Source organism: Fibrobacterota bacterium (assembly GCA_019509785.1).
In the GTDB taxonomy this organism is placed as follows: Bacteria; Fibrobacterota; Fibrobacteria; order UBA11236; family UBA11236; genus Chersky-265.
Genome location: JAEKLQ010000032.1, coordinates 132,407 through 150,105 on the forward strand (window position 1 = coordinate 132,407; position 17,699 = coordinate 150,105).

Genomic DNA, 17,699 nt, shown 5'->3' on the forward strand with positions numbered 1-17,699 from the left:
TGACCCGAGGGCGGTAAAGGTAATACTTCCTGGCCTGAATGGGAAGGCCGCCCCCCGTCAGCCAGGCGGTAAATAAACCTTGGCCTCCACGAAAACACGGAACAAATCGGCATCCAGCTTGCCGGCCTTCGCTTCCTTCGCGAGAATCTCCAGGGACTTTTCGGGGGGCATCGCCTTCTTGTAGGGCCGGTCCGCGGCCGCAAGGGCATCGTAGATATCGCAGATGGCCATGATCCGGGCCGGCACCGGGATGTCCGATCCCACCAAGCGCCGGGGATAGCCGGAACCATCCAGCTTCTCATGATGGGAGTAGGCGATGACGGGGACCCGGAGGAGCTCCTGGGTCCAGGGAATGGCCGAAAGGAACTTCCAGGTATGCGATACGTGGGAATTGATTTCCTCCCGCTCCTTTTCGCTCAAGGTCCCGGCGGGGATGAGGAGGCGGGACATTTCATCGGGCTTGAGGAAGCCTTTGGACTCGCCCACCGGGCCGGGGAAGGTCCGGATGCCGGTGGCGCGCAGGTACTCGGCCGTGGCCGCTTCCAAGGCGGACGGTTCGTTGGCCTTGGCCACCGTCTCGAAAAATGCGTCCACTCCCGCGAGATCGTCCCGCTCCTTCGCCTCGATGCGGAGGAACGCGTCCTCCGTTCCCGCGCTGGGCCCGGCCTTCAAGAGCGCGACCTTGGATCGTTCGGCTTCCCACTGCAAGGTGCGCTTGATGTACTCGGTCCGCAGCCGGATGTTCTCCATCTCTTCGGGAAAGAGCTTCTTGGCCTTGGTCAGGATATGTTCCCGGACGCCGATCTTCCCGAAGTCGTGCAGCAGGGCCGCATAGCGGAGTTCCCGCAGTTGGGCTTCCGTGAAGGTGAGAGCGCGCAGCCGGGACGATGGTTCCCGGACCAGGCATTCGGCCAGGCGGATGCAGTAATCGGCCACGCGATGGCTGTGGCCCGAAGTGGTCGGGTCGCGCGATTCGATGGCGGTCACGCTGGCGTTGATGAAGCCTTCGAACAGCATTTGGATGTCGCGTTCGTACTGCGCGTTGGCGATGGCCACCGAAGCTTGCGAAGCCAGGGACAAGGACAGGTTCAGATCCTCTTGCGAGTAGGCCACCACCTGGCGGTCGGCCGCTTCCAACGAAGTGATCGGGCCGGTCCGGTTACGGCATTTGTTGATGAGCTGGATGGCCCCCACCACGCGGCGCTGGTTGTCTTTCATGGGCAGGGTGAGCATGGACCGGGTCCGGTATCCCGAGGAGGTATCGAAGCCGTGGTTATGGCGGAAGGCGGCCGTTTCCGGGATGGCGTACACGTCGGATATGTTGAGGGGCTTGCCTTCCAGCATCACGTAGCCGCTGATGGAAGACCGGCTGGGGGGGATGGCGATCTCCGCGAAGTCGAATTTAACCGAACCATTGCGCGTCAGTTTGAACCGGATCCGTTTATTGGACCAGTAGTCCCCGGCTTCCTCCTCCCGGGCGGCATCGGTTTCCACGAGGTACAGGCAGCCGGCGTCGCTGCCGGTGAGCTCCATGGCCTTCTCGAGGATCAGGTTGAGGAGGGTGTCCAGGTTGCGCTCCGACATGAGCGCGATTCCCACCTGGTTCAACTGGCGGTTGCGGGCCTCGGTAATGGCATTGGCGTTGTGGAGGTCGAGGCATTGGGCTTTGAGCTCCAGCAGGCGCAGCATATGCGCGCAGGCCAAGGCCAATTCCTCGGGCCGGGGAGCGGGCGAAAGCTTGACATCGACCCAAGCCGGCTGGGATGCTCCGGGTAAGGACATGGCGCCGGCGGGATCCCACAGCATCACGCCGACGTGCTGGAACAGGAAATCGTAATCTTCACCCTTCTCCAAGGCCTCGGGGGAGACCACGAGGATGCTGAAGGGGTAGATATCCTTAAGTGTTCCGGCTTTTCGGCACTCTACCTCCCGCCCGCCCGGCAGCTGGGTCGGGAATTCCAAGGGGGTGAAATTATGGATGACCACGGCGGAAAAACCCGGGGTAAGGCCGGGTTCGGCGGGCTTGGATTGAGGCGCGGCCACGCCCGATTATAACCTTCCCGTGATGGCGTTTTCACCTGGCGGCAAAGGGGCTTTATCTTTCGTGGAAACTATTTTAAACTATACGCTCATGGGACACCGGCTTCCGCGCGGGGTAAACGCCAAGTGAAATACGGCATTTACTCGGATATCCATAGCAATCTGGAAGCCCTGGAAAAAGTCCTTGAATCCATGGAAACCCTCGGCGTTGAACGCCGCATCTGCCTGGGCGATGCGGTGGGATACGGCGCCAATCCCAACGAGTGCGTCAATCTCATCAAGAACGTGAGCTCGGTAACCCTGCTGGGGAACCACGATTCCGTGGCGCTGGGGCGCGAATCCTCGGAGAACTTCAACTTCTACGCGCGCAAGGCCATCGAATGGACCAAAGAGAACCTCGATAAGCCTTCGGTGGATTTCCTGGACAAGCTGCCTTACGTGGTGGATGAGCCGCCGCTTACCTTCGTGCATGCCAGCCCGCGGTCCCCGGTGGATTGGTACTACATCACCAGCTTCGACGATGCCATCGACGCCTTTTCCTTTTTCAGCGAGAAGATCTGTTTCGTCGGCCATACCCATATCCCCTCGATCGTGGTGATGGAGAACGAGCAATCCTTCTGGGTATCCGAGACCCTTTCGCATAAGCTGTTGCCCAACCAGCGCATCCTCGTCAACGTGGGCAGCGTGGGCCAGCCGCGGGACCGCATCCCTTCGGCCTCGTGGTGCCTATGCGATACCAACGCAATGTCGGTGGAGATCGTCCGCGTGAACTACGACATCTCGAAAACCCAGGAGCGCATGCGCCGCCTGGGTTTCGCCGAGTTCCTGATTAATCGGTTGGCCGAAGGGCGCTAGCCCTTATCCGCCGGGCCCTCCCGGGCTTCCTCTTCCGCTCCGCTCTTTCTTACATTCTCCCGCGCCGATGAAGCCTTCCGCATCCCGCCCCAAAAAGCCCCGCGCTCTCCCCAAACCTCCCGATCGTACCCGGCTCGCCGAAGCCGCCCGCAAGCTCATGGCCGGGCTCAATCCCGAACAGGCCGCCGCCGCGGCCGCTCCGGTTGGTCCCGTGCTGGTTCTCGCCGGCGCCGGATCGGGCAAGACCCGCGTGCTCATCACGCGCATCATCCACCTGCTGGCCGAAGGCGCCACGACGGACCAGATCGCGGCCCTCACCTTCAGCAACCGGGCCGCGCGCGAAATGGAAGGCCGCCTGCGGGAATACGCCGACCGCGCCGCCGTAGGCGTTTCCATCAGCACCTTCCATTCCCTGGGCTTGCGCCTGGTGCGCGAGCATGCCGAAGCCCTGGGGCTGGCGAAGGATCCCGGCATCCTGGATATGCATTCCCGGCTTTCGCTGATCGTCGGGCAGGCCGCCAAGCACGGGGCGCGAAACAAGAAGTTCGATCCCGTGGAGCTGGCCGATCTGTTGTCCACCCTCAAGGATCAAGGCCGCACCCCGGAGGATTGCCCTGACGATACCGACTACGGAACGCGCCTGGCCCGCATCTGGAAGGGTTACGAGAAGCAGAAGAGCGAGTCCAACCTGGTCGATTTCGAGGACCTGATCCGCATGCCGATCCGCATGCTGACTTCCGACGCGGGCATCCGGGCGCGCGTGCGGGAGCGCTGGCGGCATTTCCTGGTGGATGAGTTCCAGGATACCAACGGGGCCCAGCTCGAGCTGTTGCGCCTGCTGGTGGGCGGGCGGAGCGAGAGCGGTCCGGGCAGCGTCTTCGTGGTCGGCGACGACGATCAGAGCATCTACGGTTGGCGCGGCGCGGAGATGCGCAACCTCCTCGATTTCGAATCCCATTTTCCCGGGGCGGCCCTGATCAAGCTGCAACGCAATTACCGCTCCAGCGGGAACATCATCGTGGCTTCCAATGCGGTGATACATAAGAACAGCTTGCGGCGGCCGAAGGAAGTCTTCACCGTGCGCGACTCGGGCGAGCCCCTTTACCATCACGTTGCCGACGACGAGAAAAGCGAGATGGATTGGCTGATCGCGAAGCTCAAGGAAGTGAACCAGTCCGAACGCCTCGACTGGAAGCAGATGGCGGTCCTGGTGCGGACCAACATCCAGTTACGCGAGTTCATGGACCAGTTCATCGTGACGGGGATCCCGTTCACGGTGAAAGGCGCCAATAACCTGTTGGAGCGCTCCGAGGTGCAGCACGTGCTCGCTTACGCGAAATTGTTGGCCAATCCCCAGGACGAGTTGTCGCTCTCCAAGGTGCTTGCCTTCCCCAAGCGGGGATGGCCCAAGGATTTGCTGGACATCATGCCGCGCGGGGAGGAGCTTACCGCGCTGTACTGCCTCAAGCTCCACTGCGAGACCGTGGGGCAGCCTTGGACGGCGGGCGTGCTGGAATTGATCGCGCGCATAGAAGCCTGCGCCGCCGCGGCGCGCCAGGGGGCCTTCTACGCCCCCTTGTCCGATCTCCTCGCCTACGCCCAAGTGGTGGAAGCCTTCGAGCCGGAAAGCCCCAAGCGCGGCCGCGTGGAAGAATTCCTGCGGCTATTCAAGCGGCACGAAGAGAAGAATCCGGAAAGCCGGCTTTCCGAAGTCCTCAACGCCTTGGCCCTGGACACCTCTTCCAACGAGGACCCGGAAGAGAAACCGGGCGTGCGCCTGATGACCGTGCACGCGGCCAAAGGCCTGGAATTCCACACCGTATTCATCCCCAACCTGGACGATGACGTCTTCCCGGCCAAGCCCAACCACACGGATACCGGCATCGAGGAGGAGCGGCGGCTCTTCTACGTGGCCATGACCCGCGCCAAGCAGCGCCTGTTCTTGTCCTGGCCCAAGACCAAGATCCATTACCGCGTGGTCCGGGACGTGGCGCCCTCGCGCTTCGTCTTCGAGATCCCCGAGGACCGCTTCGACGGGCCGCTGGGGAAGCGCGATGAAGCGGAAAAGACCGAGTTCTTGGATGATTTTTTCGCTTCCTTGAGGTCGAAGCTGGGCGATGGGGAAGGATAAGCGCCAGGGGTCGCGTTCCTTTTTACTATTCCATCCCATGGATCCCGTCGCGCATAGGCAGCTTATCGAATCCTTCTACGCGGCCTTCGCCCGGAGGGACTGGGCGCGCATGGCGGCCTGCTATCATCCCGACGCCGCCTTCCGCGACGAGGTTTTCTCCCTCGAAGGCAAACGCATAGGCGCCATGTGGCGGATGCTGCTGGAAGCCGGCGCGGACCTGCGCGCCGAGGCGAAAGCGATTTCCGCCGCCGGCGAAGAAGGCAAAGCCCATTGGTCCGCCACTTATACCTTCTCCGCCACCGGACGCCGCGTGCGCAACGAAGTGGACGCCCGCTTCCGATTCAAGGATGGCCTCATCTTCCGGCATCTAGACGATTTCAGCTTTTGGACCTGGGCCCGCCAGGCGCTGGGCTTTCCGGGGCTCGTCCTCGGCTGGATGCCGCGCTTGCGGCAAACCGTGCAGGCCAAGGCCAAGGCCGGCCTCGACAAGTTCGTGCAGGCCCATCCGGAGTATGGGCCGTGAGGATTCGTCTCGTCTGCGTCGGTAAGATGGCCAATCCCCATCTGAAAGCCCTGGCGGCCGATTACCTGGGCCGGCTGGAACGCCTATGCGACGTGGAAGTCGCGGAAGTGAAGGATGCCGGCGATAAGGATGGGGCGGGGCGACTGGCGAAGGAGGCGGAACGCTTGCGCGAGGCCGTAGGCCCGCTCTCCGAATGCGTATTGTGGGACGAGCGCGGCGACGATCTCGATTCGCCCGGTTTCGCGAAATGGCTGGCCGAGCGGGAAGATCGCGGCGCCAAGTCCTGCGCCTTCCTGATCGGTTCGTCCCATGGCGTGGCCGATGATCTCAAGGCGGCCATTCCCCGCAAATTGCGTTTGAGCCGCTTCACCCTGACGCATGAATGGGCGCGGGCCTTGGCGTTGGAACAGATCTACCGGGCGCGCTGCATCCAGAAAAACCTGCCTTACCATCACTAGCCCATGGGGAACCTTCCGACGCATCCCACTCCCCCGCGGGAAGACAGCCCGCTTCGCGCCTACGTGCTGCGCGAGCTGGCTTTGTCCGCCAATCAAGGCGACGCGGATCTTCCTGCGGCCGTAGCCGGCTTCCTGCGTATCAAGCGATCCCGCATCGGCGCGATCCGCATCCTGCGCAAGTCCCTGGACTCGCGCAAACGCAACCAACCCGTGTGGCGCTATTCCGTGGAATTCGAATTCGACGGCGAGCTAAAGCATCCCCGCCTCTCGCCGGCCTCGTCCACCCGGACGGAAGCCGTTGCGGCCCCGGCCTACCGGCCCGAAGGAGCGAAGGTCGCCGTGATCGGAAGCGGCCCCGCCGGCCTTGCCGCCGCATTGGGCTTGGCCCGCAAGGGTTATGCGGTCACCGTTTACGAGCAGGGCAGCGACGTGGGCAAGCGCTTCGGGGACATCCGCCGCTTCCTGAAGGGGAATGTCTTCAACGCCCGATCCAACATCCTCTTCGGCGAAGGCGGCGCGGGCACCTTCTCGGACGGCAAACTCACCTGCCGCACGCGCAACCGCTACACCGACGCCTTCCTGGAAGAACTGGTGGCCTGCGGGGCCCCGCCCGAGATTACCTGGCTCTCGCATCCGCATATCGGGACCGACAAGCTCCAGTTCATAGTAAAGGCCTGGCGCGAACAGAGCATAGCGCTGGGCTGCGCCTTCCGGTTCAATACGACCGTGGATGGGATCCGCGCGGAGGCGGGACGTATCACCGCGGTTACGGTGGAAGGCAAGGAGGAGGCCTGCGACGCGCTGGTCCTGGCCGCCGGGCACTCATCGGGGCCCTTGTATGCCATCCTGGCCGGCCTGGGCGCAGGTCTGGAACGAAAGCCTTTTTCGGTGGGAGTGCGCGTGGAGCACCCCCAAGAGATGGTGAACCGCCGTCAGCTGGGCGAGAAGGTGGACCCGTCCCTCACCGGCGCCGCCGAATATTTCCTTACCTGGAACTCGGAAGACAAATCCGCCAGCGCGTATTCGTTTTGCATGTGCCCGGGAGGTGTCGTCGTCCCTTGCGCCGACGCCCCGGATGCGCTCTTCACGAACGGGATGAGCTATTCCAACCGGGCCGGCGCCTTCGCGAATTCCGCCGTGGTGGTGCCCGTCGATCCGGCCGATCTCGACGCCTGGGGCTTTACCGGGCCCTTGGGCGGCCTGGATTTGATCCGCGATATGGAGGTCAAGGCGTTCGCCATGGGCGGGGGCGATTTCACCTATCCGGCGCAAACCATCCAGGGCTACCTGGACGATCGCGTTGATGAGGGCCCTTCGCCCCGCACCTCATTTCCGAAGCCCCTGCGCTGGGCCAATCTGCGCGGATTGTTCCCCGCCAAAATCGCGCTGGCCCTGGAAGAGTCCTTCCGCAATTTCGACCGCAAGCTTCCCGGCTTCGTCGAACGGGGGCTCATCATCGGGCCCGAATCGCGCACCTCTTCGCCGGTGCGGATCCTCCGGGATTCCGCCACCTTGGAATCGACCAATATAAAGGGTCTCTTTCCCCTCGGCGAGGGGGCCGGGTATTCGGGCGGCATCGTGTCTTCCGGAGCGGACGGCTTCCGCCTCGCCGATGCCTGGGCCGCCTGGAGCGATGCCGCGTCCGGCGGCGGCGCCTCGTTCAGCGGTATCTCTTCCGGCGCCGGCGGGTCGGAAGCCCGAAGCTAGCGTGCTCGCGGAATTCCAAATCGGCCGCGACGATGCCGGCCAACGGGCCGAGCGCTATCTGCGGCGCCGCTTCGCGTCCATGGGCCTCGATCGACTGCATTCGCTTTTCCGCCGCGACGAGGTCAAGCTGGCCCGAAAACCCATTCCCCGTTCCCATCTCTTGCAGGCGGGCGACGTCGTGCAAGTATACGGCCTGAAGGCGGAAGAGGTGGAGTCGGTATCCGGCGCCAAGATCTCGGGAGCCGGATCGAAAGAATTGGCCCGGCCGGCCGCGACCGTCGCGGCTGCTGCCGCGCCCAAGCGCCGTTTCGCAATCCCCATCCTGCATGAGGACGCGGATCTGCTCGTCCTCGATAAGCCCGCCGGGAAGGCCGTGCATCCCGGCACCGGCGTCGCGCCGGGCGAGTCGGTCATCGAAGAGGCGCGGGCCTACCTTGATAGCGGCTGGTCATCGGCCGATCTCTTCCAACCTTCCCTGGTGCATCGGCTCGACAAGGATACCTCCGGCGTGTTGGTCATCGCCAAAACCGGCGAGTGCCTACGCCGGCTCAATGCGGCCTTGCGCGATGGCGGTTTCCACAAGCGTTACCTGGCCTTGGTGGAAGGCGTTCCCGATCCGCCCCAAGGCGAGATTTCCGGGCTGCTCAACCGCGTGGACAGCCGCTCCGGCGGGGCCAAGGCGAAGGTCTCGCAAGACGAAGGAAAATGGTCGGTTACGCGTTATCGGATGGTAAAAGACCTTGGGAAATTTAGCCTGCTGGGTGTTATTATTGAAACCGGACGCATGCATCAAATCCGCGCACATTTGGCCGAATTGGGCCATCCTTTGTTGGGGGATCACCGTTACGGATCCTTCGAGCGGAATCGCGCCTATCGGAAGTCCTTAGGACTGAAACGGACTTTCCTGCACGCCTCGGATCTGGAGATAGACGCGGGGGACGGGAAACGACTCTCCTTCCACGCGCCGCTTCCCCGGGATTTGACCCAGGCCCTGGAACTCCTTCCCGAATTCCATCCCGCGGACGGCGAGTGACCAATCCCTTGCCCCCGCAACCGCCGCCCATCAATCCCAGGCCCAATCCGGCCTCGGGCGCCGTTCCCCAATCTTCCGGGCCCGGTCCTTCCTTCCCCGGAGGGGTCCCCGCTTCCGCGGCCGTCTCCGCCGGTGTCACCAATGCCCTGAACGCGGCCACGGCCAACTCCCTTTTGCAAGTGCAGGTGGGCGGCCGGTTGGGCAAATACGTCATCCTTTCCGAACTGGGCCGCGGCGGCATGGCCGTGGTCTTCAAGGCTCACCAGCCCGATCTCGATCGGTTGGTGGCCATCAAGGTCCTCTTCGGCACGGTGCTCCAGCAGCGCTTCATCGAACGCTTCCAGGCCGAGGCGCGCGCGGTGGCGAAGATGAACCACCCCAACGTGATCCGCATCTTCGAGGTGGGCGAGCAGAACGGCGTGCATTACCTGGTGATGGAATACATCCAGGGCATGGACTTGCTGGTGTTCCTGCACGAGCGCAAGCCCAGCTTCAACGAAGTGGTGGAAATCGTAAACCAGATCTGCGAAGCCCTGGCCTACTGCCATCGGCAAGGCATCATCCATCGCGATCTCAAGCCGACCAACATCCTGATGCGCGGCACCACTCCCATCCTCATCGATTTCGGCTTGGCGAAGGCGGTGGATCCCAATCTGAACGTGGAGCTCACCTTGTCGGGGGAGGTGGTGGGCTCGCCGGCCTATATGTCCCCCGAGCAGGCCCAGGGGCATGCGGTGGGCATCCTTTCGGACATTTGTTCCGTCGGCATCATCATGTACGAGCTCATCTCCTTCAAGAACCCCTACCTGGATCCGCGCTCGCTGCATCAGACCGCGCTCAATGCCATCAAGGCCGAGCCCGTGCCCTTGCGCTATCTCACGCCCTGGCTGGACGCCGACTTCGCAGCCATCGTGTCCACCTGCCTGGCCCGGGAACCGAAGGAACGCTACCAAAGCATCGAACTGCTCTTGAAGGATCTCTTTTCCTACCGCAACGGCTTGCCCATCATGGCCAAGCCGCCCAGCGCCCTGAACCTGGCCTGGCGCTTCATCAAGGCCAACCCCATCCTGTATCTCGGGGCCGGATTCCTGCTGGCCGCTTCAGGCATCGTCTACGCCTTCGTGAGCATGCAGGAGGAAAGCAAGAAGGCCCCCTGGGGCCTGGTGCAGGAAGAGACGTTCAACAAGACGGACTCCTCCCTGAAGTTCCTTTCCTTCGATCGCATGAACGGGGTGTGGGCGCCGTCGGAATCGTGGAAGGTGGCGCGCGGCCGCCTGGAAGCTTTCTCCTCGGGCCAATCCTTCGCCGTGGCCAACCAGGAATTCTTCGGGGATCTCAAGATCGAATTCACCATCAAGGGCCTCAACGGCAGCAACAACGACTTCAACGCGTTCCTCTTCGGCTCCACGCCTGACGACGCGTTCCGCTTCTCGCTCGGCGAATGGGGATCGTCCAAGGCGGACATCGAGTTCGGCAAACCGGCGCCTTTCGCCTTCAACGCCGCCCCGGTGAAGCTCAACGGCGGGGTCATTTATAAGGTCACCATCGAGAAAGAGGGGAACGTCCTCCAGCTTTTCCTGAACGACCAGCTTTTGGTGCGCAAGTATTATTCCTTGCCCGTGAAAGTGGAGCGCAGCAGCAAGTTCGGGTTTTATACCTGGAACTCCAGCCTGGCCATCGATGATCTGCGGATCTACAAGAAGGCCGTGGCCATGTCGGCCAAGCCCACCGTGGTGGCGGACGCCTATTTGGAAGAAGGCTTCATCACCAACAGCATTCCCGCCTACAAGCACGTCATCGAGGCGTATCCCAAGCGGGGCATCAGCTATGAAGCCCATATGAAGATGGGTGAGAGCTATATGGTGCTCAAGAATTATCCCGCCGCCATCCAGAACCTCACCCTGGCCGCGAGCAATTCCAAGGATCCCAAGATCATCCCGGAAGCCTTGTACCACTTGGCCCAATGCTATTTCGACCTGGGCAAGACGGCTTCGGGTTACGATAAGCTCAAGCTGCTCCCCGCCAATTATCCCGAATCGGATTTCAACGACGTGGTGGTCCAGTCGCGCATCGAGGCCGCCTACGACTGCCTGAACCGGGGGGAAAACCCGGAGTCCTGCGCGGGACGGATGATGGATGAGTTCCGTTTCCTGATCGAGGCCGAGGACGCGCGCCGCCAGACCTTCGGGCATTTCTACGCGGACATGACCGAGACCTTCCGCCGCCTGGGGCAGCCCGCGCCGATGCAGAATGCCCAGCACCTGCTGACCTACTTCCAGGAGAGCGACGATATCATCTGCTCCTTGCGGATGATCCTCGCGAAGTACTACGTAGGCGTACGGGATACGGTCAGGGCCAACGCCATGCTGCTAGCCGCCCCCGAGGGCGACAAGGTGGGTCGCGATCTGAAGGCGGAAAAGGATTTCCTCTCGGCGCAGTTGGCTTTCCTGGACGGCAAAAACTCCATGGCCGCCGAGCTCTTCGAGCGCACTTACCGCCAGTTCAACTCCGTGAACGGGATCGCCTTCAAGTGCATGCTCCATTCCATGGTCATCAAGGCCCTCGTGGACATCCCGGTGCTTCCGGTCGATCGCAAGCTTTACCTGAACGAGGCCGCGTCGCGGAAAGAGCGCATGCAATTGGCCTATTTGCTGGACAAGGCCCCCCAGGATTACTTCAGCCAAGGGGTGCCCCTGCAGGCCGGCCCTCCGGAATCGTTGGAGGACGCCCTGGTCCGATTCCTGAAGGTGGAAGGCTCCCAAGGGCCTGCCAAAGGCGCCGCCTGCCTGGAAGCGGCCTTGGCCCGCTTCCCCCAAGCGACGTTCGAATACCGGTACCTGGAGTTCCTCCTGCAACGCTACAAGGAAGAAAAGCGGGTCTAGGCGTTCCTTATTCCTATTTTTCCTTCGTGCCTAAAATTCCCTCCCTGCCTTCCCGTCTAGCTTCTCTCGCTCCGCTCTTTCTCTTGCTGCTCGCTTCCTGCGAATTCCGATCGCATCGGCTCGTTTGGCATCCCGCCCCCGGGGCATCCTTCCGGATCCATTACGCTTCGGAGATGCGGGCCAAAGCCGAAGGGGCATGGGGGACCGCGTCTTACCTATCGGCCTCCCGGGCGGACTTCACCGGCAAAGCCATGGTCGACTCGGCCAAGGGGCAGATCGATCTGGCGCTGGCGGTGGACAGCTTGGATTTCAAGGCCGCCGATCGATCCGTCGAGGAGGAGGCCTATATGGACGGGCGCCTCAAGAAATACCATGCCCGCATGTCGCTCTCGCGCACCGGCCAAGCCCTGGCCCTGGAGGAAGAGCCGGCCCTTCCGCCTATGGCTTTCTCGCCCTTGGCTTTCGGGCGCTGGCTCGCGTACGCGCTGCCCGCCTTCCCGGACGCGCCCTTGCGCCAAGGCAAGCGCTGGGACATCCTGCAACCCTTGCTGGACAAGTTCCATCCCGACTCCCGGGTCGCGAAGCATTTCACCCTCTCCGCGATCCGCGAGACCCCCGCGGGCGACGAAGCCGTTTGCCTGGTGGAGTTGGAGGCCTGGTTGGATGAGGACGTGGGATCGGATTCCGGCCCGGAGGCCCCGGCCTTGAAGGGCAGCGGTAAGATTGTTTTCAATATTTCCAAGGGTTTTCCGGAGTCCGCTTCCCTGGAGTTGGAGGGGCATTTCCGCGCCGGAACGCCCCCCGGGGATTCGGCCCGGCCGGCATCGGGAGGCCAGCCCATGGAATTGCGGGAAAAGGTGGATCTGACCTTCGCGGACTGAGGGCTTTTTGAGCCTGCGCCGCGTGGGCGTCCCGCGAAGCGTGGGATGCGTCCCACGGAACGTGGGAATGCCCGGCTTTATCCACTATATTTGGACTCCTCTTGAGCCGCCGATTGTCCCAAAGCTACCGCGCCTTCACCGGCAAGGCCTGGCCCGCTACGGCCCCAGCCGGGCCGCAGTCCGCCTTGGCATCCGTCGCGCGGATTTCCGATCCCAACCATAGCATCCTCATCCGCGCCTTGCTCGATCGCGAAGCCCTGCAGGATGCCCGGCCCATCGCCCCGTTCGCGGGGCTATCCGCCGCGCCTTCGGCCTATGCCATGGTAACCGAGCGCTCCGAGCGCGTCCGCGAAGAGGCGGCTTTCAAATTCCTGGAGTTCCGCGAACGCTGGCGCAAGCGCTTGGCCTGGATCCAACTCGGTCCGTTCTTGCAACGCAACCAATGGTACCAGGCCGCGGAGGGCGGATTCGCCGCCGCGGGCAAGGGGACGCGCAAGGACAGCAAGATGCTGTATCTGCAATCCCTGCATGACATGGCTTCGGATTGCGAGCGCCAGGTGTCGTTCCTGAGCGCGCATATGTTCCGCCTGCAAGGCGATTTGGCCGCAGTCTGGCACCGGGAATCGGTGCGCGATGATCGCAGCAAGCTGCTCCCGGCCCTGGAGGCCGCCTTGCGCGGCGGCGAAGCGGAAGTCTTCAAGCGGCTCCGCCTCTCCCTGGGCGATCTGGCGCAAGAGACCTTCATGGAGCGCGTGGGCAAATGGGATAAGCGCATCCACGCGAACGAAGAAGACCTGTTCCGCGCCATGGCTTGGCCCTGGCAGCATCCCCGTTACCGTAGCGGCTTCGAGGGCTTCATGGAGACCTTCGCCGACGTGGCGGAAGCCCTCAGCGCCGCCATGTTTTCCCATTACGAGGCCAAGTGGAACCTGTTCCTGCGCGGCCTCTCGCCTTTGCAGCAAACCCTTGTCCTAGCCGCCACCGGCAACCCATCCGAACCCGCGGCCTGATGCGCCGGGAGAATCGCCCATGTTGAAACGCAAGAACGTCGGATCCCTGCTCATCGGCACCAGCATCGCCCTGGGGCTTTTCGCCCTGGCCGCCGCCATCGTGTGGTGGCAACAGGGGATGAACGTCCTGATCGGCTCCCTGGTCTTCATCCTCTATGGCATCGGCCAATGGATGACCGTGCTGTATTGGCAGCGTATCCAAGCCGATTGGGAAGAGACCGGCGAGGTGTTGGGACGATTACAGCAAGCGGTGAGCGACATCCCGATGGCGCTGGACGCCAACCTGAAATCCATCGCCGCGCGCCTGACCGAAGGTCAGGTACAGGCCTTGGCCAAGCTACAGGGCGAAGTGAACGAAGGCGCGCGCGCCACCTTGGAGAAAGGCGCCCTGCAAATCGGCGACAGCCTGGAAAAGAACCTCAAGCAGCCCCTGGCTTCCCTGGAAGCCAATCTGCTCGCCTGGGCGCGGCAGGCCGACACCCAATCGGAGTCGTCGCGGGCCTTGGGCGAGGAAATGCGTAAGTCCCAGCGCGAAGGCGCCGAGGAGGCCAAGCGCCTGGCCCAAGGCCTTGCGCAGGATCTCAAGACCTTGACGGGCGCCCAGTCGGCGCAAGCCGATCGACTTTTGTCAGCTTGGGCGGAACGCGCCGCCGCGGCCCAATCCGGTTCGGAGGCGCGGCTCGCGGAATTGCGCGACGCCTTGATCGCCGACGTAACCTCCAAGCTACGGGAAGCCCAGGCCGCCCAAGGCGAGGCCCAACAAGGTTTGCTGGCGAAGGCCCTGGCAGGCGTCGAGGCCCAGGCCAAGATTTCCCAGGAAGCCGTGTCCGCCCAGGTAAAGGCATTACAGGCCGCAGCGGCCGAGCAGAGCCAATCCCTGCGGACCGCTACGGCGGAACAAACCAAGGCCATGCAAGCCGCCGCCTCGGAGCAGAGCCAAGCCATGCGCGCCGCCGCCGCCGATCTGATCAAAACCTGGCAGGCCGGGCTCGCCGATCAGGCCAAGGCCGGCCAATCCTCCGCCGAATCCCAGGCCCAGGCCCTGCGTTCCGCGAGCGAGACATTCGCCGAATCCCTCACCGAATTGAAGGACACTTCGCTGCGCTTGGTGGAAGAGGTTGAAGCCAAGGCTTCCGCCAGCCTGGAAGCCCAATCCCAGTTGGGTCTCGAAGTGGCGGGCAAGGTCTCCGAACTCGCCGATCGCATGCGGCAGGGCTCCCAGGACGTCGCCGAACTGGCGCATGTGGCCCAGATCAACCAGACCGAGATGCAAGCGGGCGTGGCCATGCTCAACTCCGGCTTGTCCTCCATCCTCGATCGGTTGGAGAAGCAAGCCGCGGCCGGCGATGGATACCAGTCCCTGTTGGCGGAATTGGGGAAGACCTTGGCCGACTTCCAGGATCGCTCCGCGGAAGTGCTGATCGAAAACGCGCTGAAGACCCAGGAAATCCTGATGGAGGTCTTGCGCCATCAGGAAGGCCGCGCGGGCGCCTCGGAGAACGCCTTGGTGGCGGCGCAGTAGGGATGGACATGGCGGAAAGCGAAGGTATGCCGGGGGAATTGGACGGAGCGGAGGGCACCGCCGAGGCCACCGCTGCGCCCGATCCTTCCCCTGCGGAACGGCTTGCCCAGGCGCTGGCCGCGGCCAGCCTACCCGCTTGGCGCAAAGCCTATCTCGCCAACCTGATCGCTTCGGGCCAACGATTCGCCGAAAGCGGAAATGCGCGCGGCGCCGGCTATTGCTTCGACAAGGTCGAAGAAGCCCTGCGCGGCTTGTCCGCCGCGGCTGCGCCGGGAGGGCCTTCTGCTTCCTCTTCGCAAACTCCGCCCCGCCCTTCCGGGCCGCCGCCCCGGTCCTCAGACGGCATGCGCTCTCGCTGGCGCGAGGATCGGCTGGGGCATGCCGAAAAGGTTCTGCGCACCCATGGCGCGCGCCTTTCGCCCCTCGAGAAGCAATCATACCGGGAACGATTGGACAAGTTGCGGCAGGAGGCGGGGCAGCCTTCGCAAGCGGGCAAATCCGATGCCGGCCTGCTCGATCTGCGCCGGCGGCTTTATCAGCGCGTGCTCAAGGCCCAGAAGATTTCGCTCGTACTCAAGCGGGCCCCCGCGGCCGCCCGTCCCTCCCCGCGGCTGCGCCCCTCGGCCACCGCCGCGGCCTGGCAACCGGTCACCGGGCCTTATAACGATCAGTCCAATCTCGAGGAGTTGCTTTCCGTGATCGGAGGAGCCGATCCCGCCTGGGTCGAGGAATTCCTCGAACTGTACGGCGGGCTGATCAATTTGAATGCGCTCTTGAATCCGGCGGCCTCGAGGCAATGAAAAAGGCCCGGTCGTCGACCGGGCCTCGTTCTTCATCCCAACTACCGTATGGCCCTGAGGGCCGTTATTTCTTGGCGGTCCGCGCCTGGATGCCGGTGCCCAGGAAAATCCCCGAAACGCCCGTGAACTTGTCGCCCACCTTCAATCCGCCATGATCGATGACGTATTCGCGGATGTCCTTGTCATGATCGCTGCCGCGCATCTTCAGCACCATCAGGCAACGCTTGATCTCCGATTCCATTTCCAGGTAACGGAGGAGGATGTAGGTATCCACGATGAAGGGGATCTTGTTGGTGGAAACGTCCCACTTCCCCAGCACGTTGGCGTTCTCTTTCAGGAAGATGGCGGTCATGCCCTCGCGCTTCACGCCGTTCACGATGTCCGATTCGATGGTGCGTAGCTGCCCGATATCCTGGGACATCTTTTCGAAGTGGGTGATGGAATCCAGCACGATGCGCTTGGTATCGTGCTCGGCCAGGATCTTGGCGATCTTCCCCTCGGGGTCGTCCAGCTCGTCCAGGAAATTCTCCGGGGTGGTGAAGACCACGTGGATCTTGTTCTCTTCCTGCAGCTTGCGCAGGTCCCAGCCCAGTTCCTGGGCGCAATCGTAGTACTGCTCGGGGAATTGCTCGAAGGTGAAGATGAGGCCGTGCTGGCCCTCCTTCACGCCCTGCATGATGAATTGCAACGCCAGGGTGGTCTTGCCCGTGCCCGCCGATCCCTCGACGAGGGTGGCCGAACCTTCCAGCAGGCCGCCCCGCAGGATCTGATCGAGGCCCTCGCAACCGGTCTTGACGCGTTTGGTGGGGGAGACGTTCAACCTGGCCTTCCTTTCCCGAGGAGACCTTAGGGTCTCCCGGCATCCGAGAAAATAGTATTAAACCATATAGGCGAACGCCATTTCAACCTCGAAGCGGTGGGCATAGCGCCCCTTCTTCAGGTCCATCTCGAAGCGGGCCAGGTAGGTCAGCAGCTTCTTCCAGGTTTCCGCCTTACGCGTGCGGGCCTGATCCAGATAGCGCTCTTTCTGGACAATGAAGGGCGGACGCTTGATCACCGGCAGGATATCCGTCTCCCGGGCCCCTTGGTCCAGCAGGGTTCGGATGCGCAGCAGGGTGAGGAAATGCGAAAAGAGCATTTGCGCCACCACGAAGGGCGCGTCCTTGAACTCGTTCTCGAGCAGGTTGCGCAAAGACGGCAACATGTCCGCCTTCTTGCGCAGGCCCATCGCCTTCTGGAATTCGAAGATGCTCGCCACCTTGGTGGGGCTCACCAGATCGTGGATGTCCGCGGCGGAGATGGGCTGGCCCTTGGGTAGGAAGGTGTCCAGCTTATCCAGTTCATGGTCCAGTTCGGAAAGGCTTCTGCCCACGATATCGAGCAAGAGCTGGGCGTCGCCCTGGGTCATGCGGCGGTTGTACTTTTCCTTCGCGCGCGCCGTCAGCCAACGGGGGATTTCGTTCTCGTAGGGCAGCTTGCATTCGGTCAGGGCCCCGGCGGCCTTCAAGGCCTTGGTCAAGGCCGAGCGACCGTCCAGCTTTTCCGCCGAAAGGAATACCGCCACGTTGGGGTTGTCGCTGCGCAGGACCGGTTCCAGATGCTCGCGATGCGAGGCGTGGATCTTGTCCCAGTTCTTGATCAGGATGGCTTTGCGCGGCGAGAAGAGATCCTGGGTCTGGAAGGACTCGGCCACCTGCTCCCAGCGCAGGTCGTCGCCGAACCAGACTTCGCGCGCGCAACCTTCGCTCCCGCCGGATTCCGCCTGCCAGGCGGCCACCGCGGCATCGAGCGCTTCGTGCTTACGCAGTTCGTCGTCGCCGACGAAGGCGGAAAGGCGCGGTCTCATAGCTGGGGACG

Annotated in this window: 14 protein-coding genes; 11 read left to right on the forward strand and 3 right to left on the reverse strand. The window is 63.0% G+C overall.

Annotated elements, in window-relative coordinates:
* Positions 1 to 57 precede the first annotated feature (57 nt).
* Complete coding sequence (locus JF616_08490) at positions 58 to 2,043, reverse strand: GAF domain-containing protein (protein ID MBW8887779.1); 1,986 nt, start codon at positions 2,041 to 2,043, stop codon at positions 58 to 60.
* A gap of 123 nt (positions 2,044 to 2,166) precedes the next feature.
* Here JF616_08490 and JF616_08495 point away from each other — a divergent pair, with 123 nt between their 5' ends.
* From JF616_08495 to JF616_08545, 11 genes are all read left to right on the forward strand, one after another.
* Complete coding sequence (locus tag JF616_08495; protein ID MBW8887780.1) at positions 2,167 to 2,895, forward strand: metallophosphoesterase family protein; 729 nt, start codon at positions 2,167 to 2,169, stop codon at positions 2,893 to 2,895.
* Positions 2,896 to 2,962: 67 nt separating this feature from the next.
* Complete coding sequence (locus JF616_08500) at positions 2,963 to 5,026, forward strand: UvrD-helicase domain-containing protein (GenBank protein ID MBW8887781.1); 2,064 nt, start codon at positions 2,963 to 2,965, stop codon at positions 5,024 to 5,026.
* A 37-nt stretch (positions 5,027 to 5,063) separates the two neighbouring features.
* Positions 5,064 to 5,549, forward strand: coding sequence for a nuclear transport factor 2 family protein (locus JF616_08505; protein MBW8887782.1), 486 nt, complete (start codon positions 5,064 to 5,066; stop codon positions 5,547 to 5,549).
* A complete protein-coding gene (locus tag JF616_08510; protein ID MBW8887783.1) occupies positions 5,546 to 6,007 on the forward strand; it encodes a 23S rRNA (pseudouridine(1915)-N(3))-methyltransferase RlmH in 462 nt (153 codons plus the stop codon). The genes JF616_08505 and JF616_08510 overlap by 4 nt, the downstream gene beginning before the upstream one ends.
* Before the next feature lie 3 nt (positions 6,008 to 6,010).
* Complete coding sequence (locus tag JF616_08515) at positions 6,011 to 7,714, forward strand: NAD(P)/FAD-dependent oxidoreductase (GenBank protein MBW8887784.1); 1,704 nt, start codon at positions 6,011 to 6,013, stop codon at positions 7,712 to 7,714.
* Position 7,715: 1 nt separating this feature from the next.
* Positions 7,716 to 8,747: an RluA family pseudouridine synthase gene (locus JF616_08520; GenBank protein MBW8887785.1), complete on the forward strand. Its 1,032-nt coding sequence runs from the start codon at positions 7,716 to 7,718 to the stop codon at positions 8,745 to 8,747.
* Complete coding sequence (locus JF616_08525) at positions 8,744 to 11,629, forward strand: protein kinase (GenBank protein ID MBW8887786.1); 2,886 nt, start codon at positions 8,744 to 8,746, stop codon at positions 11,627 to 11,629. The genes JF616_08520 and JF616_08525 overlap by 4 nt, the downstream gene beginning before the upstream one ends.
* 26 nt (positions 11,630 to 11,655) lie before the next feature.
* Positions 11,656 to 12,510, forward strand: coding sequence for a hypothetical protein (locus tag JF616_08530; protein ID MBW8887787.1), 855 nt, complete (start codon positions 11,656 to 11,658; stop codon positions 12,508 to 12,510).
* Between the two features lie 101 nt (positions 12,511 to 12,611).
* Entirely contained in the window at positions 12,612 to 13,520 is a 909-nt protein-coding gene (locus tag JF616_08535) for a hypothetical protein (protein ID MBW8887788.1), read from the forward strand.
* A 19-nt stretch (positions 13,521 to 13,539) separates the two neighbouring features.
* Complete coding sequence (locus JF616_08540; protein ID MBW8887789.1) at positions 13,540 to 15,042, forward strand: hypothetical protein; 1,503 nt, start codon at positions 13,540 to 13,542, stop codon at positions 15,040 to 15,042.
* 8 nt (positions 15,043 to 15,050) lie between these two features.
* The gene (locus JF616_08545) at positions 15,051 to 15,842 is read left to right on the forward strand and encodes a hypothetical protein (GenBank protein ID MBW8887790.1); all 792 of its coding nucleotides are present in this window, start codon (positions 15,051 to 15,053) and stop codon (positions 15,840 to 15,842) included.
* A gap of 64 nt (positions 15,843 to 15,906) precedes the next feature.
* On the opposite strand, the gene JF616_08550 is transcribed toward JF616_08545, so the two are convergent.
* Both JF616_08550 and holA read right to left on the reverse strand, forming a co-directional pair.
* Positions 15,907 to 16,662: a hypothetical protein gene (locus tag JF616_08550; GenBank protein ID MBW8887791.1), complete on the reverse strand. Its 756-nt coding sequence runs from the start codon at positions 16,660 to 16,662 to the stop codon at positions 15,907 to 15,909.
* A 57-nt stretch (positions 16,663 to 16,719) separates the two neighbouring features.
* Complete coding sequence (gene holA / locus JF616_08555; GenBank protein MBW8887792.1) at positions 16,720 to 17,688, reverse strand: DNA polymerase III subunit delta; 969 nt, start codon at positions 17,686 to 17,688, stop codon at positions 16,720 to 16,722.
* Positions 17,689 to 17,699 lie beyond the last annotated feature (11 nt).